This window comes from Janthinobacterium sp. GMG1, from assembly GCF_034427795.1.
In the GTDB taxonomy this organism is placed as follows: Bacteria; Pseudomonadota; Gammaproteobacteria; order Burkholderiales; family Burkholderiaceae_D; genus Janthinobacterium.
Genome location: NZ_JAXQNT010000003.1, coordinates 586,865 through 608,112, shown reverse-complemented (window position 1 = coordinate 608,112; position 21,248 = coordinate 586,865). Strand labels below are relative to the sequence as shown.

The following is a 21,248-nucleotide window of genomic DNA, read 5'->3' as shown; positions in this document are numbered from 1 at the left end:
CACAAGCAATCTTTTGTGTATGTTGTCCATTGATTTACCCATTGAATAACCCCAATGAAATTACATTCTGCTCGTTTTGCCTTGCCTTCCTTTCGCCGCAGCCTGATCGGCGCCGCCGTCATGGCCATCTGTTCCGGCCACGCGCTGGCCGTCCAGCCATTTACTGTCAAGGACATCCGGGTCGAAGGGATCCAGCGTACCGAAGCGGGCACCGTCTTTGCCTACCTGCCGGTGCGGGTCGGCGAAACGTTCTCCGACGAGAAGAGTATCGCCGCCATCAAGGCCCTGTATGCGACGGGCATGTTCAAGGATGTGCGCCTGGAAGCCGATGGCGACGTGCTGGTGGTGCTGGTCGAGGAACGTCCGGCCATCGCTTCCGTGGCATTTACGGGTACCAAGGAATTTGAAAAGGATGTGCTGGTCAAGGCATTGAAGGAAATCGGCGTCGGTGAAGCCAAAATTTTCGACAAGGCATCCGTCGACCGCGCGGAACAGGAACTCAAGCGCCAGTACCTGTCGCATGGCCTGTACGGCGTGAAGATCACCACCACCGTCACGCCGATCGAGCGCAACCGCGTCAACGTGGTGTTCGCCGTCGACGAGGGCGACGTGGCCCGCATCAAGCAGATCAACATCGTCGGCAACAAGGCCTTCACCGACAAGGAGCTGCGCGAGCAGCTGGCCCTGAACACGGGCGGCTGGTTCAGCTGGTACACCAAGGCTGACCAATATTCGAAGACCAAGCTGACGGGCGACATCGAGGCGCTCAAGTCCTACTACCTGGACCGCGGCTATATCGAGATGCAGGTCGACTCGACGCAAGTGTCGATCACGCCCGATAAAAAAGACATTTACCTGACGATCAATATCACCGAAGGTGAAAAGTACAAGATCGCCGGCACCAAGTTCGAAGGCGAGATGTTCGGCCGCGAAGAAGAGCTGAAAGCCCTGAACCTGATGCGCGAAGGCGAGATCTATTCGGGCGCGCGCCTGACGGCCACCAACAAGCGCATCCAGGATCGCCTGGCCACGTTCGGCTACGCCTTTGCCAACGTCAACGCCAATCCGGAAATCAACCGCGAGAAGCATGAAGTCGGTTTCACCTTCTTCATCGATCCGGGCAAGCGCGTCTACGTGCGCCACATGAATATCGCCGGCAATACCACCACGCGCGATGAAGTCATCCGCCGCGAATTCCGCCAGTTCGAATCGTCCTGGTATGACAGCAACAAGATCAAGCTGTCGCGCGACCGTGTCGACCGTCTCGGCTACTTCAAGGACGTGACCATCGACACGCCGGAAGCGCAGGGCACGACCGACCAGGTCGACGTCAACGTGACGGTGGTGGAGAAACCAACCGGCAACTTCCTGATCGGCGGCGCCTTCTCGCAATCGGAAAAATTCACCCTGTCGGCGTCGATTTCGCAGGCCAACTTTGCCGGTAGCGGCAACACGGTCGGTATCGAACTCAATACCAGCCATTACAGCCGCACGATCGCGTTTTCGCAAACCAATCCGTACTTCACGGACGACGGCATTTCGCGCAGCTTTGAAGTCTACCTGCGGACGACGGAACCGCCGGCGCTGAACATCGGCAGCTACAAGATCAAGCAAACCGGTGGCCGCGTCAGTTTCGGCGTGCCGTTCTCCGAAGTCGACACCGTCTTCTTCGGTATCGGCGCCGAGCGCTCGCGCATCGAGACGGACATCACCAGCCCGATCCGCTTCAAGCAGTACGTGGTCGACAATGGCGGCCCGTCCGACGGTATCGGTTCGGCCACCACCAACTCCATTCCGCTGACGGCGGCATGGCAGCGCGACAGCCGCGACAGTGCCCTGACGCCATCGATCGGCCGCTACCAGCGCATCAACCTGGAGGCGGACGTGATCGGCGACCAGAAGTACTTCCGTGCCATCTACGAGCACCAGTACTTCCGTCCGCTGTTCAGCAAGGTCACCCTGGCGCTCAAGGGCGAACTCGATTACGGTCACGGTATCGGCAAGCACGTGTATCCGGTCTTCAAGAACTTCTACGGCGGCGGCATCGGTTCGGTGCGCGGCTACCTGAGCTCTTCGCTGGGCGCGGTTGAGCCGAGCACCAACGATGCCCTGGGCGGCGCTTCGCGCCTGATCGGTAACGCGGAACTGCAGATGCCATTCCCTGGTTCGGGAAATGACCGCAGCTTGCGCTGGTTCGGTTTCCTTGACGGCGGCCAGGTCTACCAGGAAGGCGAAAAAATGCGGATTTCGCAATTACGCTATTCTGCTGGCTTGGGCATCAGCTGGATTTCACCGGTGGGCCCGCTCAAGCTGAGCTATGCCAAGCCGCTGAACGCCAAGCCGACGGACCGCCTGGAGCGCTTCCAGTTCCAGATGGGCACCGGTTTCTAACCGGCCATCTGAACCGGGGCGACAGCTTTTACTTTTTGACCATGGAGTATCATGAACACCGCATCCGCCACCCTGCCCAAGTCCCTTGCCATGATTGCATTGTGCTGGAGTTCGCTGTTGCCGGTGCAGGCGCAGGCTCAGGAGTCGAAGATCGCCTGGATCAGCAGCGAACGTATTTATAACGAATCGAGGCTGGCCAAGCTGGCCAGCGCCAAGCTGGCCGAAGAGTTCCGCTCGCGTGAAAAAGCCGTGCAGGAACTGGCCAGCCGCTTCAAGGTCGCCAACGAAGCCCTGGAAAAGGACATGCCGACCCTGAGCGAGGCGGAGCGCGCCAAGCGCCAGCGCGAGTTTTTCGAGCTGGACAAGGAGCTGCAACGCCGCCAGCGCGAGTTCCGCGAAGACTTGAGCCAGCGCACGAACGAAGAGCGCAGCGCCATCGCGGAAAAAGCCAACACCATCATCCAGCAGATGGCGCATATCGAAGGATATGACATCGTGCTGCAGGAAGCCCTGTGGGCCAGCCCGCGCATCGACATTACCGACAAGGTATTGAAGGCGCTGGACAAGTAATATTAGAATAGAGGTAATTAGATGGGCACTCGACTAGGAGAATTGGTCGAACGCTTCGGCGGGCAATTGGCGGGCGATGCCAACCTGGAAGTTACAGGCATCGCACCGCTGGCCGACGCCGGCGCTTCGCACATCAGCTTTCTCAGCAATAGCAAATTCCGCGCGCAGGCCGCCCAGAGCGGCGCTGCCGCGCTGATCCTCACGCCGGCCGATGACGCGCTGATCGGCGACGACTACGCCGGCGCGCGCATCGTCACACCGAATCCCTATGTGTATTTCGCGCGCGCGGCACAGTATTTCGCCGCCCTGCACGAGATCAAGCCGCCCGTGGGTATCCATGCCAGCGCCATCGTCGATGATGGTGCGCAGGTCGATGCGACCGCATCGGTCGGACCGCGCGCCGTGATCGAAGCGGGTGCCGTGATCGGTGCCGGCTGCGTCATCGGGCCTGGCTGCGTGGTGGGACGCGACGCCGTCATCGGCGCGGGCACGCAACTGCTTGCCAACGTGACCTTCCATGCGCGCTGCGTGATCGGCCAGCGCGGCATCATCCATTCGGGCGCCGTGATCGGCACCGACGGATTCGGCTTCGCCAACGAAGGCGGCGTGTATATCAAGATTCCGCAGACGGGCAGGGTGGTGATCGGTGACGATGTCGATATCGGCGCCAACACCACCATTGACCGCGGCGCCCTGGCCGACACCATCATCGAAGATGGCGTCAAGCTCGATAACCAGATCCAGATCGGCCACAACTGCCATATCGGCGCGCATACGGCCATGGCCGGCTGCGTCGGCGTGGCCGGCAGCGCCATCATCGGCAAGTACTGCACCTTTGGCGGTGCCGCCATGGTGCTGGGCCACCTGACCATTGCCGATCGCGTCCACGTGGGCTCGGGCAGCATGGTCTCGCGTTCGATCGCGGAGCCTGGCCAGTACACGGGTTTTTATCCGCTTGCCAAGAACGCCGACTGGGAAAAGAGCGCCGCCATCGTGCGCAACCTGTCAAGCATGCGCGAAAAGATCCGTGCGCTTGAAAAAACAATTAAAACACTGACCACGCAAGACGAAAAATGACTACTGAAAAAAAGACCCTCGACATCCTCGCCATCAAATCGCTGCTGCCGCACCGTTACCCGCTGCTGCTGGTTGACCGCGTGCTGGACTGGGAAGCGAACAAAACCATCACCGCCATCAAGAACGTGACGGTCAACGAAGAGTTCTTCCAGGGCCATTTCCCGCACAAGCCGGTCATGCCTGGCGTGCTGATGATCGAAGCGCTGGCACAGACGGCGGCCTTGCTGTCGTTCCTGTCGATGGGCGTGAAACCGGACGAAAATTCGGTCGTGTACTTTGTCGGCATCGATAACGCGCGCTTCAAGCGCCCCGTCGAACCGGGCGACCAGCTGAAGATGGATGTGGAAATCCTGCGCGTTTCGCGCGGCATCTGGAAATACAAGGCCGTCGGTACGGTCGACGGCAAGTTGGCGGTGGAAGGTGAACTGATGTGTACCATCCGCAGCGCGCAGGATGCGAGCCAGTCTGCGAGTCAGCCAGCGGGGCAGTGATATGGCGGCCATCCACTCCACGGCAGTCATCGATCCGAAGGCCGAGCTCGACAGCTCGGTCGAAGTGGGTCCGTACACCATCATCGGTCCGCACGTGCGCATCGGCGCTGGCACCAAGGTTGGCCCGCACGTGGTCATCGACGGCCACACGACGATCGGCAGCGACAACCACCTGTTCCAGTTTTCTTCCATCGGCGCGCAGCCGCAGGATAAAAAATGGGCGGGCGAGGCGACGCGCCTGGAAATCGGCGACCGCAACACCATCCGCGAATTCTGCACCTTCAACACGGGAACCGTGCAAGGTGGCGGCGTGACGCGCCTGGGCAACGACAACTGGATCTCGGCGTATGTGCACCTGGCGCACGACTGCCTGGTGGGCAACAACACCATCTTTTCGAACAATGCCCAACTGGCGGGCCACGTGGAAATCGGCGACTGGGTCATCATGAGCGGCTTTGCCAACGTGCACCAGTTCTGCAAGATCGGCGCGCACGCCTTTGTCGGCATGAGCACCAGCCTGACGCAGGACGTGCCGCCGTTCGTCCTGTTGAACGGCAATCCGGCGCAAGCGCACGGCGTCAATATCGAAGGCCTGAAACGCCGCGGCTTTACGCGCGAGCAGATCAACGGCATCCGCACCGCGTATAAACTCATCTACCGCTCGGGACTGACCCTGGAGGAATCCAAGGCAGCCCTGTTCGAAGAAGAAGCGGCATCGTCGCCCGAAGTGGCGGAACACATTCGCGCCATGCGCGAATTCCTTGGCGTGGCGTCGCGTGGCATCGTCCGCTGACCAGTCCGGCGGCCTGTCGGTCGCCATCGTCGCCGGCGAGGTATCGGGCGATCTGCTGGCCAGCCGGCTGCTGTCCGGCCTCGTGCCGCAGCTGCCCGGCGCGCGTTTCCACGGCATCGGCGGCGAGCACATGGCCAAGCAGGGCTTTGTGTCCGACTGGCCGCTCGACAAGCTGACCGTGCGCGGCCTGTTCGAGATCATTCCCCGCTACCGCGAGATCAAAGGTATTCAGAACGCGCTGCGCGACCAGTTGCTGGCCGAGCGTCCCGCCGTTTTCATCGGCGCCGACTATCCGGGTTTCAACCTGGGACTGGAACAGCAGCTCAAGGAAGGCGGCATCCCCACCGTGCATTACATCGGGCCGCAGATCTGGGCCTGGCGCGGCGGCCGCATCAAGAAAATCATCAAGGCTGTCTCGCACATGCTGGTGATCTTCCCGTTTGAGGAAGAAATCTACCGCAAGGCGGGCGTGCCCGTCACCTACGTCGGCCATCCGCTGGCTGAAATGATTCCGTTGCAGCCCGACGAAGCGGCCGCGCGCCGCACCCTGGGCTTGCCGGAAGACGCGAATGTCGTGACCCTGATGCCGGGCAGCCGCATTGGTGAACTCAAATACAATACGGTAGCCTTTGTCGGCGCCTGCAAGCTGCTGCTGGCGCGCGACCGCTCCTTGCGTTTCGTCGCGCCCATGGCCGGCGAAAAACAGCGCCAGTACTTCCTGCAGTTGATCGCGGAAGCGGGCTTGCAGGACGTCGAGATCCTGCTCACGGACGGTGGCTCGCACACGGCCATCTGCGCCGCCGATGCGGTGCTGGTGGCGTCCGGCACCGCGTCGCTGGAAGTGGCGCTGTACAAGAAGCCCATGGTCATCGCCTACAAGATGATGCGCGCCTCGTGGGAAATCATGCGCCACATGGGCTACCAGCCATGGATAGGTTTGCCGAACATCCTGGCGCGCGACTACCTGGTGCCTGAGCTGCTGCAAAACGCGGCCAGCCCGGAAGCGCTGGCCGAGGCCATGTGGCAGCAACTGAGCGACGTGCCGGGCCGCTTGCGTCTGGTGCAGCGCTTCACGGACATGCACCACAGCCTGCTGCGCGACAGTGCGCTTGAAAGCGCCAACGCCGTCATGCAGGTCATCGCCGCCAACCGCAAGTAAGCCCGATCACAGCTTCAACCGCAGTACCAACCAAAGATTCAACGTGAAAAATATCTATCCCGGCCTGTTTGACGACTTGCCATTCTCGCTCGATGAAATCATCTGCGGTGTCGACGAGGCAGGACGCGGTCCGCTGGCCGGCCCCGTGTTCGCCGCCGCCGTGATCCTCGACCCGAACCAGCCCATCGACGGCTTGCGCGATTCGAAAAAACTCAGCGAAGCCAAGCGCGACCTGCTGGCGCCGCAGATCAAGGCCAAGGCCCTGGCCTGGGCCATCGCCGAAGCGTCGGAAGAAGAGATCGACCGCCTGAACATTTTGCAGGCATCGATGCTGGCCATGCGCCGCGCCGTCGAGGCGCTGGCGACCGTGCCGACCCTGGCCCTGATCGACGGCAACCGCTGTCCCGTGATGCCGATACGCGGCATGGCCATCATCGGTGGCGACGACAAGGTCGATTCGATTTCCGCTGCCTCGATTCTGGCCAAGACGGCGCGCGATGCGGCCCTCGTGCACCTGCATGCGGCCTATCCCGAATACTGCTTCGACCAGCACAAGGGTTACGGCACCAAGCTGCACCTGGAACGCCTGCACCTGCACGGCGCCTCGCCCGCGCACCGCCGCTCGTTCGCGCCCGTGCGCAACGTGATCGCCCTGTTTGGCGGACAAGAGGTGGTGGCATGAAGACGATCACCTCGCGCGACAATGCGCAATACAAGGATTTGCTGAAACTGGCGGGCAGTTCGCAGGCGCGCCGCAAGTCGGGCCGCACCCTGCTCGACGGCGTGCACCTGTGCCAGTCGTATCTGCAGCTGCGCGGCATGCCGGAGCAATGCATCGTCAGCGAAAGCGCCTTGCAGAACCCGGAAGTGGCGGACATCGTCGGCCAGCTGGAAAGCCAGCGCGCACACGTACTGGGCTTGCCGGACGCGCTGTATAACGCGGTGAGCCAGGTCGAACACGGCGTGGGCGTGATGTTCCTCGTCGAGACGCCGGAACGGGCCGTCACGCAGCCCCTGAGCGTGTCGGCCGTGCTGCTCGATAATTTGCAGGATCCAGGCAACGTGGGCTCCATCCTGCGCAGCGCGGCCGCCGCCGGCATCACGCAGGTGTACTGCAGCGCCGGCACGGCCTTCTGCTGGTCGCCGAAGGTGCTGCGCGCGGCGATGGGCGCGCACTTCGTGCTCGACATCTTTGAAAACGTCGACCTGGCGGCGCTCGTTTCCGGCGCCAGGGTGGCGACGCTCGCTACCAGCGGCTATGCCACCCAGCGCCTGTACGACGTCGACCTGCGCCAGTCCGTCGCCTGGCTGTTCGGCCATGAGGGGCAGGGCGTGGCTGATGACCTGCTGTCGATGGCGACGCACCAGGTGGTCATTCCCCACCTGGGCCAGATCGAATCGTTGAACGTAGCCGCCTGCGCAGCCGTCTGCTTCTTCGAGCAGCTGCGCCAGGGGCAGGCCTGAACACGCCATGACTTTCCCTGTGCTTGCCGACGGTGCGGCCCGTGATGCGGCCTGGTGGCGCCAGGTGGCCGCGTTGTATCCCGCGCCGCCGGACACCATCGTCAATCTCGAACACGGCTATTTCGGCGCCATGGCCGCACCCGTGCAAGCGGCCTTCGAGCAGGCCGTGCGCTACACCAACGAGCAACTGAGTCCCTTCGTGCGCGGCGAGTTTACGCGCACGCATGTGGATATCCTGCGCCAGCGCGTCGCCGCGCTGATCCACGCCGAGCCGCACGAGATCCTGCTGACCCGCAGCGGCACGGAGTCGATGCAGGTGCTGATCACGCAATACCATGGCCTGGCGCCCGGTGATACGGTGCTGTGGAGTAATCTCGATTATCCGGCCATGCGCACGGCCATGCGCTGGCTGGCGCAGCGCCGGGGCGTCACCAGCACGCAAGTCAAACTGAGCTTGCCCATCGGCGATGACGAGATCATCGCCAGTTACGCGCAAGCCATGCGCCAGGCCGTCAAGCCCAGGTTGCTGCTGCTGTCGCAGGTGACGCCGGCCAACGGCCAGCAACTGCCTGTGAAGGCCATCATGGCGCTGGCGCGCGAACACGGCATCGACGTGCTGCTCGACAGCGCCCATGCGCTGGGACAGGTCGACGTGGACGTGCAGGCGATGGGCGTCGATTTCGCCGGTTTCAATCTGCATAAATGGCTGGGAGCGCCGGCGGGACTCGGTGTCGTGTATATCCGCGCATCGCAGTTGCACAAGATCGAACCGCATTGTGGCGACGACGATTATCCGCTTGACGATATCCGCAGCCGGCTGCACATGGGCATGCCGCCGATCGGCGCCATCCTGGCCGCGCCTGCCGCCTTGGACTTTCATGAGCGCCTGGGAGGCACGCCAGCCAAGACGACACGCCTGGCCTGGCTGCGCGATTACTGGGTCAGCCGCGCCGTGCAACTGCCTGGCGTACGCCTGCTGTCGCCGCTGGATGCGCTGCGTGGCACGGCGCTGGTGGCGTTTGCCGTTGACGGCATGGATGCACGCGCGCTGCAACAGGCCTTGCTGCACCGTTTCGGGGTCTTTACCGTGCAGCGCAATATCGGCGATACCGATATCGTGCGCGCCACGGTGGCCGTCACCACCACCACCGGTGAACTGGACCGGCTGGTGGCGGCGCTGGAGGTGCTGGGCAGAGAGGCATAGCGGCAGGTCCGCCAGGCAAGCCGGCTGTGCGGTGACTTACAGTTTCAGCTCAGCGATCTTGCGCAGGCCCTGTTCGACATTGTTGCGTGCCGCACCTTCCGTCGCCAGGCGCAGGCGTGTGGTTCCTGCGAAAGCGTCGGTGGCGCTGGCCGTGTATTCCGACTTGACGGCTTCCTGCCATACCTTGCTGCTGTCGCTGGCGCGTATCAGTGTCCAACCCATTTCCAGGCCCACAGTAAAGGAAAAGCCGAAATTGGGCTGGACGACGTTGACGATGTTGACGGTCAGCAGGTAGTCGCCACCCTTGCCGGGCACCACGCGCGAAAAGGTCTTGGTCTGGTTGATCGCTTCGGTGACCGCTTTCGCCAGTTCCGCGTTGTCGATCTGCGATTTACCCATGCTGTTGGTGTCGCTGCCGCCGAGCGCCGCAACTGACACCGATTGTGGGTGTTGCTGGCTTACTTTCAGCGTCACCGGCACCATCGCCTGATAGGTGACGGGTGATGCGCAACCGCCCAGTGCCAGCAGAGTGGCAACGACAGGGATGGCGAGCAGGCGCGCTGCATGGAATGGCAGAATTTTTTTCATGATATGGGGAGTGGATGAGTGAACACGGCGCGGTTTGCCACAGGCAGCAAACCGCAGGATTTACTGCGGCGAGGCGGAAAAAATATTGTTCAGCACTTCATCGACCATTTCGTCGGGCGACTTGCGTGCCATCGAAGTATGGAAGGAATTGCCAGTGGCAAGCGGGAAGCCGGTTTTCGGGTCGCGCAAGTTGACGCTCAGTTCCACCATGTACATGGTGATATCCCACATCCACTTGTCGGCGTACGTGACGGCGACATCGGCGTTGTACGGCCCCGCCAATACAGGACCGTTGGTCACCACATAGCCGCGCTTTTCCAGATTAGCCTTGATGATCTTGTCGATATGGCGCCCGTCTTGCGGGAACTTCACCACGTAGACGCTTTTGATGCTGTTCAGATCGGTTCCCGGACTGAGCGAGCTGGTGGCTTTATTGAGAGCGCAACCGGTCAGGGACAGGGCCGCCAGCATAGTGCAGCTTGAAGCAAAAACGGAAAGGGTATTACGTTTAAACATACTATGATGGCCTAGGTGGTAACGCGGTCGAGCAAAAATAATGTCCGCGCGGTGGAGAACTCTTATTTGCTTTTAAGAAATAAAATAATAATGCATTTTTGATAAACAGGAAAGTGTAAAGATTGAGTTTTCAGCCCGCTGCGACCTGGCCTGCTATCGGCCACGCCGGATCACCGCAGTTTGGTCAGGGACATCGAAAGGGAGTTTTTGATTACTGGCCAGTCGGAGGTGACTGCAGCAGAGAGTATGGTCGTGGAAAGTGCGAAAAATATTTTAAGAGCAGGCCTTGAACGGCATGGCAAAAGCATCGCTGGCCACGCGGTTTTGCTTTGCTCTGAATCCAATGCCTTTACGAAGATGACGGCCGCCGCCAGACCGCCAGCGCAAGCCACTGGCAAGACCTCGGCCAGCGGCAGTGCCACTTCAACTTGCGATAGCTTGGGCCACCTTGCAGACACATTGCTTTCGACGTGATGCCTGCGCTACGCGGCGGACCTTTCTGTGTCAATACTCGCGGCGGTTCGGTTTGATTTCCTGGAGGATCGTCGTGGAGATCTCCTCGATCGACTTGGTGGTCGACGACAGCCAGCGGATACCCTCGCGTTTCATCATTTTTTCTGCCTCATTGACCTCGTAACGGCAATTTTCAATGGCCGCATACTTGCTTCCAGCGCGTCTTTCGTTGCGTATTTCCGACAAACGTTCGGGCGTAATGCTCAATCCGAAAATTTTATTCTTAAATTCCAGTAAGGCGGAAGGCAGCTTGTCGCGCTCGAAATCGTCGGGAATCAACGGATAATTGGCCGCCTTGATACCGTATTGCATGGCCAGGTACAGGCTGGTCGGGGTCTTGCCAGAGCGCGAAACACCCACCAGAATGACATCGGCCGAGGACAGGTTCTTGTGCGACTGGCCATCGTCGTGCGCCAGCGAATAGTTGATCGCCTCGATGCGATTCTTGTATTCCTCGCTGTCGACGATGTTGTGCGAACGCCCGATGGTATGGGTCGACATCACGCCCAACTCCTGCTCCAGCGGGGCGACAAAGGTCTGGATCAGGTCCATGTGCATGCCGCTGGACTTGCGGATTACGGCCGACAGGTCGTTCTTCACCAGGGTCGAGAAAATGATGGGGCGCTGGCCATCGGTGGCGAACGCTTCATTGATCTTGCGCGCCGCCTCGTAGGCCTTGTCCATGGTGTCGATGAAGGGCAGGCGGATCTGGCGGAAGCGCAGATCGAACTGCGTCAGCACCGAGTGGCCGAACGTCTCGGCGGTGATGCCGGTGCCGTCGGAAACGAAGAAGACGGTGCGGGCCGCGGAGGGCAGAGGAGGGCGTGGTTCTTGTGTCATGGGTTTTCGGATCAAGATTGTGCGTCGTCAATTTGCGCCGCACAAGGTAAAATGGCTGCAACGGTATGATTGTGCTGCACGACGCCAAGAATAACAAGAAGACTGTCTGTGCGCCGCGCGTAAAGATTTCTATCATCAGTAAGGGTGTCATTATGACCAACGCAGTATCGCAACAGCAGGAAGACAAGGACGCGGTGTATGTTGCCTCGTTCGAGCATTTGCGCATGACGGATGTCGAATCCGTCGGCGGCAAGAACGCCTCCCTGGGCGAAATGATCAGCCAACTGGCGGAAGCCGGCGTGCGCGTGCCCGGTGGCTTTGCCACCACGGCGCAGGCATTCCGCGATTTCCTGTCGTATAGCGCCAACGGCGGCTTGCCGCTGGCCGAACGCATCGCCCAACGCCTCGAAGGGCTGAACATCGATGACGTGCGCTCGCTGGCGCAAGCCGGTGCGGAGATCCGTCAATGGATCGTGGAAACGCCATTCCAGCCGCGCCTGGCCGCTGAAATCGACCAGTTCTACGCCAAGCTGGTAGCCGATTCCGATACCGAAATGTCGTTTGCCGTGCGTTCCTCGGCCACGGCGGAAGACTTGCCGGACGCTTCTTTTGCTGGTCAGCAAGAAACCTTCCTGAACGTGGTCGGCATCGACAACGTGCTCGACGCCATGAAACAGGTGTTCGCCTCGCTGTACAACGACCGCGCCATCTCGTATCGCGTACATAAAGGCTTTACGCACGCGGAAGTGGCCCTGTCGGCCGGCGTGCAGCGCATGGTGCGTTCCGACCTGGGCGCGGCCGGCGTGATGTTTACCATCGATACCGAATCGGGCTTCAAGGACGTGGTCTTCGTCACCTCCAGCTATGGCCTGGGCGAAACCGTGGTGCAGGGCGCCGTCAACCCCGACGAATTCTATGTGCACAAGCCGATGCTGGAAAAAGGCAAGTCGCCTGTGATCCGCCGCAATATCGGCTCGAAGCTGCTGAAGATGGAATTTACGAACGAAGCGAAAGCTGGCCGTTCCGTGAAAACCGTCGACGTGCCCGTCGAAATGCGCAACCGCTACTCGCTGAACGACAGCGAAGTGGTGGAACTGGCCAAGTACGCCGTCATCATCGAGAATCACTACGGCCGTCCGATGGACATCGAGTGGGGCAAGGATGGCCGCGACGGCAAACTGTACATCCTGCAAGCGCGTCCTGAAACCGTCAAGTCGCAGCAAAAGGCGACCGACGTGCAGGAACGCTTCAAGCTGAAAAGCACGGGCACCGTGCTGACGTCCGGCCGCGCCATCGGCCAGAAGATCGGCGCCGGCCCCGTCCGCGTGATTCACGACCCGGCGGACATGGAGCGCGTGCAGCCAGGCGACGTGCTCGTTGCCGACATGACGGACCCGAACTGGGAGCCGGTCATGAAGCGCGCTTCGGCCATCGTCACCAACCGTGGCGGCCGTACTTGCCACGCTGCGATTATTGCGCGTGAACTCGGTGTGCCGGCCGTCGTCGGCTGCGGCAATGCCACCGACGTGCTGAAGGACGGCACCTTTGTCACCGTGGTGTGCTCCGAAGGCGACGAAGGCAAGATCTATGATGGCTTGCTGGAAACGGAAGTGTCTGAAGTGTCGCGCGGCGAATTGCCGAAGCTCGACACCAAGATCATGCTCAACGTGGGCAATCCGCAACTGGCGTTCGACTTCCAGTCCGTGCCGAATGCCGGCGTGGGCCTGGCGCGCCTGGAATTCATCATCAATAACAATATTGGTGTGCACCCGCGCGCGATCCTCGAATACCCGAACATCGACGCCGACCTGAAAAAGGCCGTGGAATCGGTGGCGCGTGGTCATGCTTCGCCAAAAGCGTTTTACATCGACAAACTGGCCGAAGGCATCGCCACCATCGCTGCCGCGTTCTGGCCGAAAAAAGTCATCGTGCGCCTGTCCGACTTCAAGTCGAACGAGTACAAGAAGCTGATCGGCGGTTCGCGCTACGAGCCGGACGAGGAAAACCCGATGCTGGGCTTCCGCGGTGCGGCGCGCTACCTGTCGGCCGACTTCTCCGAAGCGTTCAACATGGAATGCGAAGCGATGAAGCGCGTGCGCAATGACATGGGCCTGACGAACGTGGAAATCATGGTGCCATTCGTGCGCACCCTGGGCCAGGCCGAGAAAGTCATCGACTTGCTGGCGAAAAACGGCTTGAAGCGCGGCGAGAACGACCTGCGCGTCATCATGATGTGCGAAGTGCCGTCGAACGCCATCCTGGCCGACCAGTTCCTCGACCATTTCGACGGTTTCTCGATCGGTTCGAACGACCTGACCCAGCTGACCCTGGGCCTGGACCGCGACTCCGGCATGGAATTGCTGGCCGCCGACTTCGACGAGCGCGATCCTGCCGTGAAAGCCCTGCTGTCGCTGGCCATCAAGGCTTGCCTGGCACGCGGCAAGTACATCGGCATTTGCGGCCAGGGTCCTTCCGACCATCCGGACTTCGCCGTCTGGCTGATGGAGCAGGGCATCGAATCGATGTCCCTGAATCCCGACTCGGTGATCGACACCTGGCAAAAGCTGGCTGCGCTGAAAGCGTAAGCATCTATATTGCCTTCTGAAAACCCGCTGCCGCTCACCCGGCAGCGGGTTTTTTTATGCCCGTCACGCAGGGACAGGCGATAACCATGCGGCGCACGGCAGTATTCGATGGGCTTGCGCCAGATCAGCTAAAATGATTCCACCAATACATTGAAACGGGAGTTCTCATGGCAAGCAAGAAACCGAGCAAAGTGGCAAAGATCGACATCGGCATTTCCGAGGCGGACCGCGCGAAGATCGCGGAAGGCCTGTCCGGCCTGCTGGCCGACAGCTACACCTTGTACCTGATGACCCATAATTTTCACTGGAACGTCAAGGGGCCGATGTTCAACACCCTGCACCTGATGTTCATGACACAATACACGGAGCAGTGGGCTGCACTGGACCTGATCGCCGAGCGCATTCGCGCCCTCGGCTATCCTGCGCCCGGCACCTACAAGGAATTCGTCAAGCTGGCCTCGATCAAGGAAATTGACGGCGTGCCGCCGGCGCTGGACATGGTCAGCCACCTGGTATCGGCCCAGGAAGCGACCGCGCGCACTGCGCGCCGCCTGTTCCCTTTGCTGGAAAAGGCCAATGACCAGCCGACGGCCGACCTGATCACGCAGCGCCTCGATTTGCATGAAAAGACGGCATGGATGTTGCGCAGCCTGCTGGAAGAGTAATTGCCGGGCCTGCGGTGCTAATTCGCCCCTGCCTATTGACGCCATCAGGAATTGCGTTAGACTGCTTGTATATAGGTGTTTGGCAAGAATAATATCAGGCAGTCATACGCATTAAACCCCGTCGCTTATATAGGCTGCGGGGTTTTTTATTTTCGGATTCGCAAAGATGGAGGCATCATGGCTGAATGGGTAGGCTGGTTTGTGGCGGCAGGCGCGGTATTGATCCTGGAACTGTTTACGGGCACGTTTTATTTGCTGATGATCGCCATCGGCATCAGTGCCGGAGGACTGGTGGCGCTGGCGGGCGGCAATGGCGGCTGGCAAGCCCTGACGGCGGCCATTGTCGGCGTGGCGGCCACCCTGTTATTGCGGCGCAGCCGTTTTGGCAAGGCGGCACGGCGCGATGCTGCGCAGGATCCGAATGTGAATCTCGATATCGGCCAAAGCGTGGCGGTCGCGCATTGGGTCGATGGCGCGGCGCGCGTCATGTACCGCGGCGCCTTGTGGGATGTGGAATTGATTCCCGGCAGCGATACGCAGGCCGGTCATTACACCATACGTGCCGTGCGTGGCAGCCGTTTGATTGTTGAATAACCTGGAGAGTAGATTATGGAAGTAAGCACTGGAAGCGTGTCGCTGATCTTGTTATTGCTGGCATTGGTATTTGTCTTCAAGACGGTCAATGTGGTGCCGCAGCAGCATGCCTGGGTGGTGGAGCGCCTGGGCAAGTTCCATGCAGTATTGGGCCCAGGCCTGAATATCGTCGTGCCTTTTGTTGACCGCATCGCTTACAAGCACGTGCTCAAGGAAATTCCGCTCGACGTGCCGCCGCAGGTGTGCATTACGCGCGACAATACGCAATTGCAGGTCGATGGCATTCTGTATTTCCAGATTACCGATGCCATGCGTGCTTCATATGGCTCGTCGAATTATATTGCCGCCATTACGCAACTGGCGCAAACGACCTTGCGTTCCGTGATCGGTAAAATGGAACTCGACAAGACATTTGAGGAACGCGACCATATCAATACGGCCATCGTGAATGCCATCGATGAATCGGCGGCGAATTGGGGCGTCAAGGTATTGCGCTATGAAATCAAGGATTTGACGCCACCCAAGGAAATCCTGCATGCGATGCAGGCGCAGATTACGGCCGAACGCGAAAAGCGCGCCTTGATTGCCGCTTCGGAAGGGCGCAAGCAGGAGCAGATCAATATCGCCAGCGGTGAGCGCGAAGCGGCCATTGCCCGCTCTGAAGGCGAGAAGCAGGCGTCGATCAACCGTGCCGAAGGCCAGGCTACGGCCATCGTCGCGCTGGCGCAAGCCAGTGCCGAAGCGCTGCGCCAGGTGGGCGCCGCCATACGTGAACCGGGCGGGGAAGATGCCGTCAACCTGAAAGTGGCAGAGCAGTATGTGGGCGCGTTCGCGCAATTGGCAAAAACAAATAACTCGATTATCGTGCCGGCCAATCTGGGCGATATGAGCGGTTTGATCGCCACGGCGATGCAGGTGGTGAAAACGCAGAAGCCGAAAGGTGGCGTGGCTATTCCCTGATTACTGCTGGGTGGGTGAATAGCAAATCCGTAGCAAGTTTGTCGTCAAAACTGCCCGCCGTATCGCGGGCAGTTTTCATTTGTGCTGCTGGAATATATGCTGGCAGCAGGGTTCGAGTATCTTCGCTTTGAATCAGCATCGTTGAAAAATATTCTCTTTATGCTATGCTGTGCGCACTTTCGGGATTATATGCTGTCGTGCGATGCTTATCTTTTTGTTTGAAACAGAATCTGCTGCTCATGCATGGCGATGATCGTGCGATATCCGCGACGGATGCATGGGTAGTGTTTGGTAGCCGATGCATAATTGGCGATAGTATTGCTCCCGTGTGTATTTTGAATTGCAATTTATAATTACTATAAATTGCAATGAAACAAAAAGTGCTGCAAAATAAATACTGCCGATGTCGGTATTGACTCGCAATCGCACAAGGCAGGGAAGTCGGCGCAGACAGTCGGACCAGCGCGATGTCCGCTCCCTGGAATGAAGACTTACATCATCTGAAGGTCGGGGAAGTCGGGTTTTTGGTAAAAGAATTGTAAAAAACAATCAAATCTCAAGAAAAATCACCTCAGTCGCGTTACAATTGGATAGAATTTAACTGTTCAGTTATATTTTTCAACTCACACAAGGAAATATCATGGATCTGTCCAGCTTATCCCTGTCCGAACTGCGCACCTTGCAGGACGACATCAAGAAGCAAATGAAGAAACGCGAACAAGACGATCTGTCCAAAGCGCGCGAGCAAATCCTGGCAATCGCCCAGAGCGTTGGCGTTTCCGTAAAAGATCTGGTTGGCACGGGTATCCGCGCTAAAACCGGTACGGTCGCAGTACGCTATCGCAATCCGGACGATGCGACGCAGCAATGGACTGGCCGTGGCCGTCAACCGAAATGGGTCAAAGAGTGGACCGATTCGGGCAAGTCGCGTGATCTGCTGAAGGTTTAAAAACCGTTCATTCGGATGCTTGTCCTGTGGAGTAGTACAGGTGTAGTACAAGGCAGCATGCAAGCATCCGGAACTTTCCTGATTAATCGTCTTTGGCCAGGCAGGCAAAGCTGATTTGCATCGCTTATCTTCACGGTATTTTCGCTAATACCCTTCTTGTTTCTCCGGTATCTCTTCCTTTTCCTGTTTTTATCCTATTGCGCAGTGCGTTTTCCGTTTGCCGCAGGTGCATGCAAAATAAAACCCGGCATATAGCCGGGCTTGATGGTATTGGCGCAGCATGCTGCGCGTGATGCCGGATCAGCGGCGGTGCGACTTCATTGCCGCCTGCACTTCGCGCGCGCCATCGCGGTCGCGTTCCGCTGCCCGCTTGTCGTGCTGTTTCTTACCCTTGGCCAGGCCGATTTCGCATTTCACGCGGCCGCCCTTGTAGTGCAGGTTGAGCGGCACCAGCGTATAGCCGGAGCGTTCCACCTTGCCGATCAGTTTATCCATTTCCGTACGGTGCAGCAGCAGCTTGCGCGTGCGTACGGCTTCCGGGTGGATATGGGTGGAGGCGGTCGGCAGGGCGCTGATATGCGCGCCGAACAGGAAGAGTTCATCGCCGCGGACGACGACGTAGGCTTCCTTGATTTGTACGCGGGCGTCGCGGATGGCTTTGACTTCCCAGCCTTCCAGCACGATGCCGGCTTCGTAGCGATCCTCGATAAAGTAGTCGTGGAAGGCTTTTCTGTTGTCTGCTATGGTCATGAGATGGTAAATGTGCGCGGGTCGGTTAAACTACTGTCTCGCGCAAGCGCGATAAAATCAAATGTATCCAACATCATAGCAAATGGTTCTTCAATGGCAGTAGTACATAAATCAGTTTTTCTCGGCTATAGCGCCGAACAAATGTTCGCGCTGGTGGCGGCGGTGGAGGATTATCCCAAATTCCTGCCCTGGTGCGGTGCGGTCGAGATTCGCGAGCGGGGCGAGAACACGGTCGTCGCCAGCGTGGGCATACATTACCACGGCGTGCGCCAAAGCTTCACCACGTCCAACGAGAACGTGCCGCCGACTTCCATCAAGATGAAGCTGGTGGACGGTCCTTTCAAGACCCTCGACGGCGTGTGGACCTTCAAGGCCCTGCGCGAAGATGCGTGCAAGATCGAACTGGACCTGCACTACGAGTTTTCCAGCCGCGTGCTCGAGCAGATCATCGGCCCCGTCTTCGGCATGATCGCCAACAGCATGGTCGATTCCTTCTGCAAGCGCGCGGAGACTGTGTATGGCTGAGGCCAACATCGAGGTGCAAGTCTGCCACGCCTTGCCCGATAGCAGTTTTCTGCGCTCACTGAAGGTGCCTGCAGGCGCCACCATCGAGCAGGCGCTGGCGCTGAGCGGCTTGCTGCAGGACATTCCGGGCATCGACCTGGCCGTGAATATGGTCGGCATCTATGGCAAGAAGAAGCCGCTCGATACCATCCTGCGCGAGCATGACCGGGTGGAAGTGTACCGCCCCCTGCAGGCGGACCCGAAAGAAGCGCGCCGGCGCAGGGCTGGCGGCAAGCCTGCCAAGGGCTGAGCGGGTAGGGCGACCGCCGCGCGGCCGTTGCCTGGCGAGCGCCATTTTTTGCTATTTTCAAATATCTTTTCTATGCTGCAAGGACGGAGGGCGCTTTTTTCTGTATAAGTTGCTTTTGTCCGTCACAAGCAAGCATCCATGCGGGTTCCAGCCATTCCGCAATTCACATGGGCGAAACGTGGGCGAAAATCTACGCAGCCCCTGCCTTTAGCCCATCCGTCATTTTGCAGTATTGATCAGGCAACACACCACCTTCCTGCTCGACCCAGCGACCATACGTTCGAGTAATCATGGTCGTGTCGGTATGCCCCATTTGCTTTGCCACATACATCGCGTTGGCGCCCGTCGATAGCAGCGTCGACGCGAATGTGTGCCTCGTTTGATACGGATTTCGATAGCGGACCTGGGCCTTCTTGATCATTGCCGCCCAGAAGAGGCTCAAGCGCTGCGTGTTGTCCCATCCCTGGCCGGTAGCCGGATCAAGGAATACCAGGCCGCCAGCAAGGAAGCTATGTTGTTTCTGCGCAACCAGCGCCTCAACGGCACCGCGCCGTAAGTCGACCAGGCGGCGGCCGGCACGTGTCTTCAGCTCCTCTCGCGACTCACCCATCACGCGCGAACGCTCAACCTTTGCTTTGAATCCGGCCCAGTCGATCGATTCCCAGCGTAACGCGATGTATTCACTCGGGCGCATGCCGGTGTAGAAGGCAAACTGAAAGACATTGCGGGCTTGGCCCTGGGCAGCATCGAGGATGGCCGCAATCTCCTGAGCGGAAAAAGGATCCACTTCGTATTCAGCCTTGTAGGCGTCGCGGTCCAGCGTTTTTTGCAATTTCACCCGGTCGAGCGGGTTGCTATCGATCAGGTCGTCATTTATCGCAAGCTCCAGCGCGCCGCGCAGCGGGATGAGAATTTGTCTGACGGAGGTGGCCTTCAACGACAGATCGACAATCCACGTGCGCAGCGCCGCCGGCGTAAGCTCGGTGAGCAGCGTTTCGCCCCATTGCCCCATCAGAATCTTGTTGAGCACGCGCTTGTAGCTTTTCAACGTGCTGGGCGCGAGGATGCGCTCGTAGATCTCGAATTGCTGTTTAAGCAGGTCGCCAACGGTTACATCCTTGCCCCGAGGTTGCAGGCCGAACTTCTTCAGCTGTGTCGATTCGGGGAAGTACTTGGCATAGCTGAAATTGCCCAGCGCAATGGCGTTCAGGATCTCGCCGCGCAGCCGCTCGGCGTATTTGATGTTTGCCTTGCTGTGCGCGAGCTTCAACGTTTCCCGGCATTCAGTTCCCCGGTACATAAATTTTATGCGGATCGATTCGCTTTGGACGCCCGACCGGAGTTCGACGCCTGGCGGGCTGGACTTGTTTGTTCCCATTTTGCTACCCATTCTTCTACTGCCGGCAAATTAATCCAGAGCCGGCCATCCACAATTTTGCATTGATTGCCGTCGAGCCACTTGCCGGCCTTGCGGCGGGCCTGCACGGAATCGACGGAATCGCCTGATATTTCAACGTAGCGCTCAAGTTTTACCCAGGCCAGAGGCTGACGCTCCGCCTCTGCCTTGGCGGCCGCTGCGCGCGCATTGCGCTCGATGGTCTCGACCAGCTTGGCCACCATGTCGTGCTCTCCCATGTTCATGGCGCGCTCCCGGGTGCCATTTGCGGAATTGCGGCCGGCACCGGCGAGTGCTTCGGCTTTGCCGCCTGCTTGGCTCGGATGGCCTCGACCTTCGTCCAGATCCTGGCCAGCTCCGTCTCGCCGGCGGCGTGCATGTCCAAGCCTTGGGCCAAGCAAAGCGCCGCCAGCGTGACCATGACGCCACCGACTTCCTCCGCGCGCTCGCCGACTGGGCGGCCGAATACATAGTCGACCAGCTGGCGCGCTTCGTTGGCCGTGCAACCGCATGCCTGCACCAGTTCCAGCGATTCCTCAAGGAAGCGGTGATTGCGTTCAGCTGTGTCGGCTGAGATTCCGGCACCGAAGCAGGCCATCATCCATGGCTGCACACGGCCCTGGAATGAATCGGTGGGGGCGCTGACAGGAGTCTCGTGTTGCTCGTTATTTATCATTGTGGTTGCTCCAATATGGATAATTCGACGGGCACGACAGGTTCGGCCAGGCCCTCGATGTACACGGTCATTTCTGCATCGCCCTTGTGCCAGCAGAAGCCGGCAATGAAGCAGTTCAGGCCCTGGTAGCTCACTTGCCTGGCCAACTGCTTTGCGCGGTGCAGGCGTAGGTCGTGCTGGTCGGCCAGCTCGCGCGGTGTTTCGGCGGGCGCCGGTGTGCGGGCGCTCATGCTGCCCACCTGGCGCCGGTTAC

General features: G+C 59.6%; 24 protein-coding genes. 16 read left to right on the top strand and 8 right to left on the bottom strand.

Annotated features, from left to right (window positions below; translation table 11 throughout):
• The first annotated feature begins 54 nt into the window (after window positions 1–54).
• The 9 genes from bamA to SJI03_RS11520 are packed head-to-tail and all read left to right on the top strand — an operon-like array spanning window position 55 to window position 9,149.
• Window positions 55–2,391, top strand: a complete 2,337-nt coding sequence (gene bamA, locus SJI03_RS11560) for an outer membrane protein assembly factor BamA (protein WP_099379861.1) — start codon at window positions 55–57, stop codon at window positions 2,389–2,391.
• A gap of 51 nt (window positions 2,392–2,442) precedes the next feature.
• On the top strand, window positions 2,443–2,961 hold the full coding sequence (locus tag SJI03_RS11555) for an OmpH family outer membrane protein (RefSeq protein WP_099379860.1): 519 nt from the start codon (window positions 2,443–2,445) through the stop codon (window positions 2,959–2,961).
• Between the two features lie 21 nt (window positions 2,962–2,982).
• Complete coding sequence (gene lpxD, locus SJI03_RS11550; protein ID WP_099379859.1) at window positions 2,983–4,038, top strand: UDP-3-O-(3-hydroxymyristoyl)glucosamine N-acyltransferase; 1,056 nt, start codon at window positions 2,983–2,985, stop codon at window positions 4,036–4,038.
• On the top strand, window positions 4,035–4,529 hold the full coding sequence (gene fabZ, locus SJI03_RS11545; RefSeq protein ID WP_046684969.1) for a 3-hydroxyacyl-ACP dehydratase FabZ: 495 nt from the start codon (window positions 4,035–4,037) through the stop codon (window positions 4,527–4,529). Before lpxD ends, fabZ begins: the two co-directional genes overlap by 4 nt.
• Window position 4,530: 1 nt before the next feature.
• On the top strand, window positions 4,531–5,322 hold the full coding sequence (gene lpxA, locus SJI03_RS11540) for an acyl-ACP--UDP-N-acetylglucosamine O-acyltransferase (RefSeq protein WP_092610952.1): 792 nt from the start codon (window positions 4,531–4,533) through the stop codon (window positions 5,320–5,322).
• Window positions 5,306–6,481: a lipid-A-disaccharide synthase gene (gene lpxB, locus SJI03_RS11535; RefSeq protein WP_322427285.1), complete on the top strand. Its 1,176-nt coding sequence runs from the start codon at window positions 5,306–5,308 to the stop codon at window positions 6,479–6,481. The genes lpxA and lpxB overlap by 17 nt, the downstream gene beginning before the upstream one ends.
• A 43-nt stretch (window positions 6,482–6,524) precedes the next feature.
• Window positions 6,525–7,163 (top strand): ribonuclease HII, encoded by a 639-nt coding sequence (gene rnhB / locus SJI03_RS11530; RefSeq protein WP_322427284.1) that lies wholly within the window; start codon window positions 6,525–6,527, stop codon window positions 7,161–7,163.
• Window positions 7,160–7,945 carry an RNA methyltransferase gene (locus tag SJI03_RS11525; RefSeq protein WP_322427283.1) on the top strand — a complete coding sequence of 262 codons (786 nt, stop codon included), beginning with the start codon at window positions 7,160–7,162 and terminating at the stop codon, window positions 7,943–7,945. Before rnhB ends, SJI03_RS11525 begins: the two co-directional genes overlap by 4 nt.
• A 7-nt stretch (window positions 7,946–7,952) precedes the next feature.
• The gene (locus tag SJI03_RS11520; protein ID WP_322427282.1) at window positions 7,953–9,149 is read left to right on the top strand and encodes an aminotransferase class V-fold PLP-dependent enzyme; all 1,197 of its coding nucleotides are present in this window, start codon (window positions 7,953–7,955) and stop codon (window positions 9,147–9,149) included.
• 36 nt (window positions 9,150–9,185) lie between these two features.
• On the opposite strand, the gene SJI03_RS11515 is transcribed toward SJI03_RS11520, so the two are convergent.
• The 3 genes from SJI03_RS11515 to SJI03_RS11505 all read right to left on the bottom strand — a co-directional run bounded on the left by SJI03_RS11515 (window position 9,186) and on the right by SJI03_RS11505 (window position 11,606).
• Window positions 9,186–9,737, bottom strand: coding sequence for a hypothetical protein (locus SJI03_RS11515; RefSeq protein WP_322427281.1), 552 nt, complete (start codon window positions 9,735–9,737; stop codon window positions 9,186–9,188).
• A 60-nt stretch (window positions 9,738–9,797) separates the two neighbouring features.
• Window positions 9,798–10,208 (bottom strand): DUF4136 domain-containing protein, encoded by a 411-nt coding sequence (locus SJI03_RS11510; RefSeq protein ID WP_322427280.1) that lies wholly within the window; start codon window positions 10,206–10,208, stop codon window positions 9,798–9,800.
• A gap of 549 nt (window positions 10,209–10,757) precedes the next feature.
• The gene (locus SJI03_RS11505) at window positions 10,758–11,606 is read right to left on the bottom strand and encodes a pyruvate, water dikinase regulatory protein (RefSeq protein ID WP_035818186.1); all 849 of its coding nucleotides are present in this window, start codon (window positions 11,604–11,606) and stop codon (window positions 10,758–10,760) included.
• Window positions 11,607–11,758: 152 nt separating this feature from the next.
• Between SJI03_RS11505 and ppsA the strand changes: the two genes are divergently transcribed.
• The 5 genes from ppsA (at window position 11,759) to SJI03_RS11480 (ending at window position 17,359) form a co-directional block, all read left to right on the top strand.
• Complete coding sequence (gene ppsA, locus SJI03_RS11500) at window positions 11,759–14,191, top strand: phosphoenolpyruvate synthase (protein WP_071078407.1); 2,433 nt, start codon at window positions 11,759–11,761, stop codon at window positions 14,189–14,191.
• A 167-nt stretch (window positions 14,192–14,358) separates the two neighbouring features.
• Window positions 14,359–14,856 carry a Dps family protein gene (locus SJI03_RS11495; RefSeq protein WP_034752224.1) on the top strand — a complete coding sequence of 166 codons (498 nt, stop codon included), beginning with the start codon at window positions 14,359–14,361 and terminating at the stop codon, window positions 14,854–14,856.
• Between the two features lie 177 nt (window positions 14,857–15,033).
• On the top strand, window positions 15,034–15,450 hold the full coding sequence (locus SJI03_RS11490; protein WP_035818188.1) for an NfeD family protein: 417 nt from the start codon (window positions 15,034–15,036) through the stop codon (window positions 15,448–15,450).
• A 15-nt stretch (window positions 15,451–15,465) separates the two neighbouring features.
• Window positions 15,466–16,410: an SPFH domain-containing protein gene (locus tag SJI03_RS11485; RefSeq protein WP_035818190.1), complete on the top strand. Its 945-nt coding sequence runs from the start codon at window positions 15,466–15,468 to the stop codon at window positions 16,408–16,410.
• Window positions 16,411–17,050: 640 nt separating this feature from the next.
• Window positions 17,051–17,359, top strand: coding sequence for an H-NS family nucleoid-associated regulatory protein (locus SJI03_RS11480; protein ID WP_010397665.1), 309 nt, complete (start codon window positions 17,051–17,053; stop codon window positions 17,357–17,359).
• Between the two features lie 300 nt (window positions 17,360–17,659).
• Here the strand turns inward: SJI03_RS11480 and smpB are convergent, their stop codons facing one another.
• Window positions 17,660–18,109, bottom strand: coding sequence for an SsrA-binding protein SmpB (gene smpB, locus SJI03_RS11475; protein WP_034752217.1), 450 nt, complete (start codon window positions 18,107–18,109; stop codon window positions 17,660–17,662).
• A gap of 93 nt (window positions 18,110–18,202) precedes the next feature.
• Between smpB and SJI03_RS11470 the strand changes: the two genes are divergently transcribed.
• Window positions 18,203–18,634 carry a type II toxin-antitoxin system RatA family toxin gene (locus SJI03_RS11470; RefSeq protein ID WP_035818194.1) on the top strand — a complete coding sequence of 144 codons (432 nt, stop codon included), beginning with the start codon at window positions 18,203–18,205 and terminating at the stop codon, window positions 18,632–18,634.
• A complete protein-coding gene (locus SJI03_RS11465; RefSeq protein WP_322427279.1) occupies window positions 18,627–18,923 on the top strand; it encodes an RnfH family protein in 297 nt (98 codons plus the stop codon). The genes SJI03_RS11470 and SJI03_RS11465 overlap by 8 nt, the downstream gene beginning before the upstream one ends.
• 190 nt (window positions 18,924–19,113) lie before the next feature.
• Here SJI03_RS11465 and SJI03_RS11460 read toward each other — a convergent pair whose 3' ends face one another.
• The 4 genes from SJI03_RS11460 to SJI03_RS11445 are packed head-to-tail and all read right to left on the bottom strand — an operon-like array spanning window position 19,114 to window position 21,225.
• Window positions 19,114–20,223: a tyrosine-type recombinase/integrase gene (locus SJI03_RS11460; protein WP_233516298.1), complete on the bottom strand. Its 1,110-nt coding sequence runs from the start codon at window positions 20,221–20,223 to the stop codon at window positions 19,114–19,116.
• 5 nt (window positions 20,224–20,228) lie between these two features.
• Entirely contained in the window at window positions 20,229–20,564 is a 336-nt protein-coding gene (locus SJI03_RS11455; protein WP_199534475.1) for a hypothetical protein, read from the bottom strand.
• Window positions 20,561–20,995: a hypothetical protein gene (locus tag SJI03_RS11450; RefSeq protein WP_099379853.1), complete on the bottom strand. Its 435-nt coding sequence runs from the start codon at window positions 20,993–20,995 to the stop codon at window positions 20,561–20,563. Before SJI03_RS11450 ends, SJI03_RS11455 begins: the two co-directional genes overlap by 4 nt.
• Entirely contained in the window at window positions 20,992–21,225 is a 234-nt protein-coding gene (locus SJI03_RS11445; protein WP_322427278.1) for a hypothetical protein, read from the bottom strand. The genes SJI03_RS11450 and SJI03_RS11445 overlap by 4 nt, the downstream gene beginning before the upstream one ends.
• Window positions 21,226–21,248: the final 23 nt, after the last annotated feature.

What these genes read in the sequence shown, in the direction of transcription:
- SJI03_RS11445 (WP_322427278.1), bottom strand. Translation starts at nt 21,225, where the DNA reads ATGAGCGCCCGCACACCGGCGCCCGCCGAAACACCGCGCGAGCTGGCC.
- SJI03_RS11555 (WP_099379860.1), top strand. Translation starts at nt 2,443, where the DNA reads ATGAACACCGCATCCGCCACCCTGCCCAAGTCCCTTGCCATGATTGCA.
- SJI03_RS11495 (WP_034752224.1), top strand. Translation starts at nt 14,359, where the DNA reads ATGGCAAGCAAGAAACCGAGCAAAGTGGCAAAGATCGACATCGGCATT.
- SJI03_RS11470 (WP_035818194.1), top strand. Translation starts at nt 18,203, where the DNA reads ATGGCAGTAGTACATAAATCAGTTTTTCTCGGCTATAGCGCCGAACAA.
- lpxD (WP_099379859.1), top strand. Translation starts at nt 2,983, where the DNA reads ATGGGCACTCGACTAGGAGAATTGGTCGAACGCTTCGGCGGGCAATTG.
- SJI03_RS11490 (WP_035818188.1), top strand. Translation starts at nt 15,034, where the DNA reads ATGGCTGAATGGGTAGGCTGGTTTGTGGCGGCAGGCGCGGTATTGATC.
- SJI03_RS11520 (WP_322427282.1), top strand. Translation starts at nt 7,953, where the DNA reads ATGACTTTCCCTGTGCTTGCCGACGGTGCGGCCCGTGATGCGGCCTGG.
- SJI03_RS11485 (WP_035818190.1), top strand. Translation starts at nt 15,466, where the DNA reads ATGGAAGTAAGCACTGGAAGCGTGTCGCTGATCTTGTTATTGCTGGCA.
- fabZ (WP_046684969.1), top strand. Translation starts at nt 4,035, where the DNA reads ATGACTACTGAAAAAAAGACCCTCGACATCCTCGCCATCAAATCGCTG.
- SJI03_RS11525 (WP_322427283.1), top strand. Translation starts at nt 7,160, where the DNA reads ATGAAGACGATCACCTCGCGCGACAATGCGCAATACAAGGATTTGCTG.
- SJI03_RS11510 (WP_322427280.1), bottom strand. Translation starts at nt 10,208, where the DNA reads ATGCTGGCGGCCCTGTCCCTGACCGGTTGCGCTCTCAATAAAGCCACC.
- bamA (WP_099379861.1), top strand. Translation starts at nt 55, where the DNA reads ATGAAATTACATTCTGCTCGTTTTGCCTTGCCTTCCTTTCGCCGCAGC.
- lpxA (WP_092610952.1), top strand. Translation starts at nt 4,531, where the DNA reads ATGGCGGCCATCCACTCCACGGCAGTCATCGATCCGAAGGCCGAGCTC.
- ppsA (WP_071078407.1), top strand. Translation starts at nt 11,759, where the DNA reads ATGACCAACGCAGTATCGCAACAGCAGGAAGACAAGGACGCGGTGTAT.
- SJI03_RS11465 (WP_322427279.1), top strand. Translation starts at nt 18,627, where the DNA reads ATGGCTGAGGCCAACATCGAGGTGCAAGTCTGCCACGCCTTGCCCGAT.
- SJI03_RS11460 (WP_233516298.1), bottom strand. Translation starts at nt 20,223, where the DNA reads ATGTACCGGGGAACTGAATGCCGGGAAACGTTGAAGCTCGCGCACAGC.
- SJI03_RS11455 (WP_199534475.1), bottom strand. Translation starts at nt 20,564, where the DNA reads ATGAACATGGGAGAGCACGACATGGTGGCCAAGCTGGTCGAGACCATC.
- SJI03_RS11450 (WP_099379853.1), bottom strand. Translation starts at nt 20,995, where the DNA reads ATGATAAATAACGAGCAACACGAGACTCCTGTCAGCGCCCCCACCGAT.
- SJI03_RS11480 (WP_010397665.1), top strand. Translation starts at nt 17,051, where the DNA reads ATGGATCTGTCCAGCTTATCCCTGTCCGAACTGCGCACCTTGCAGGAC.
- SJI03_RS11505 (WP_035818186.1), bottom strand. Translation starts at nt 11,606, where the DNA reads ATGACACAAGAACCACGCCCTCCTCTGCCCTCCGCGGCCCGCACCGTC.
- SJI03_RS11515 (WP_322427281.1), bottom strand. Translation starts at nt 9,737, where the DNA reads ATGAAAAAAATTCTGCCATTCCATGCAGCGCGCCTGCTCGCCATCCCT.
- smpB (WP_034752217.1), bottom strand. Translation starts at nt 18,109, where the DNA reads ATGACCATAGCAGACAACAGAAAAGCCTTCCACGACTACTTTATCGAG.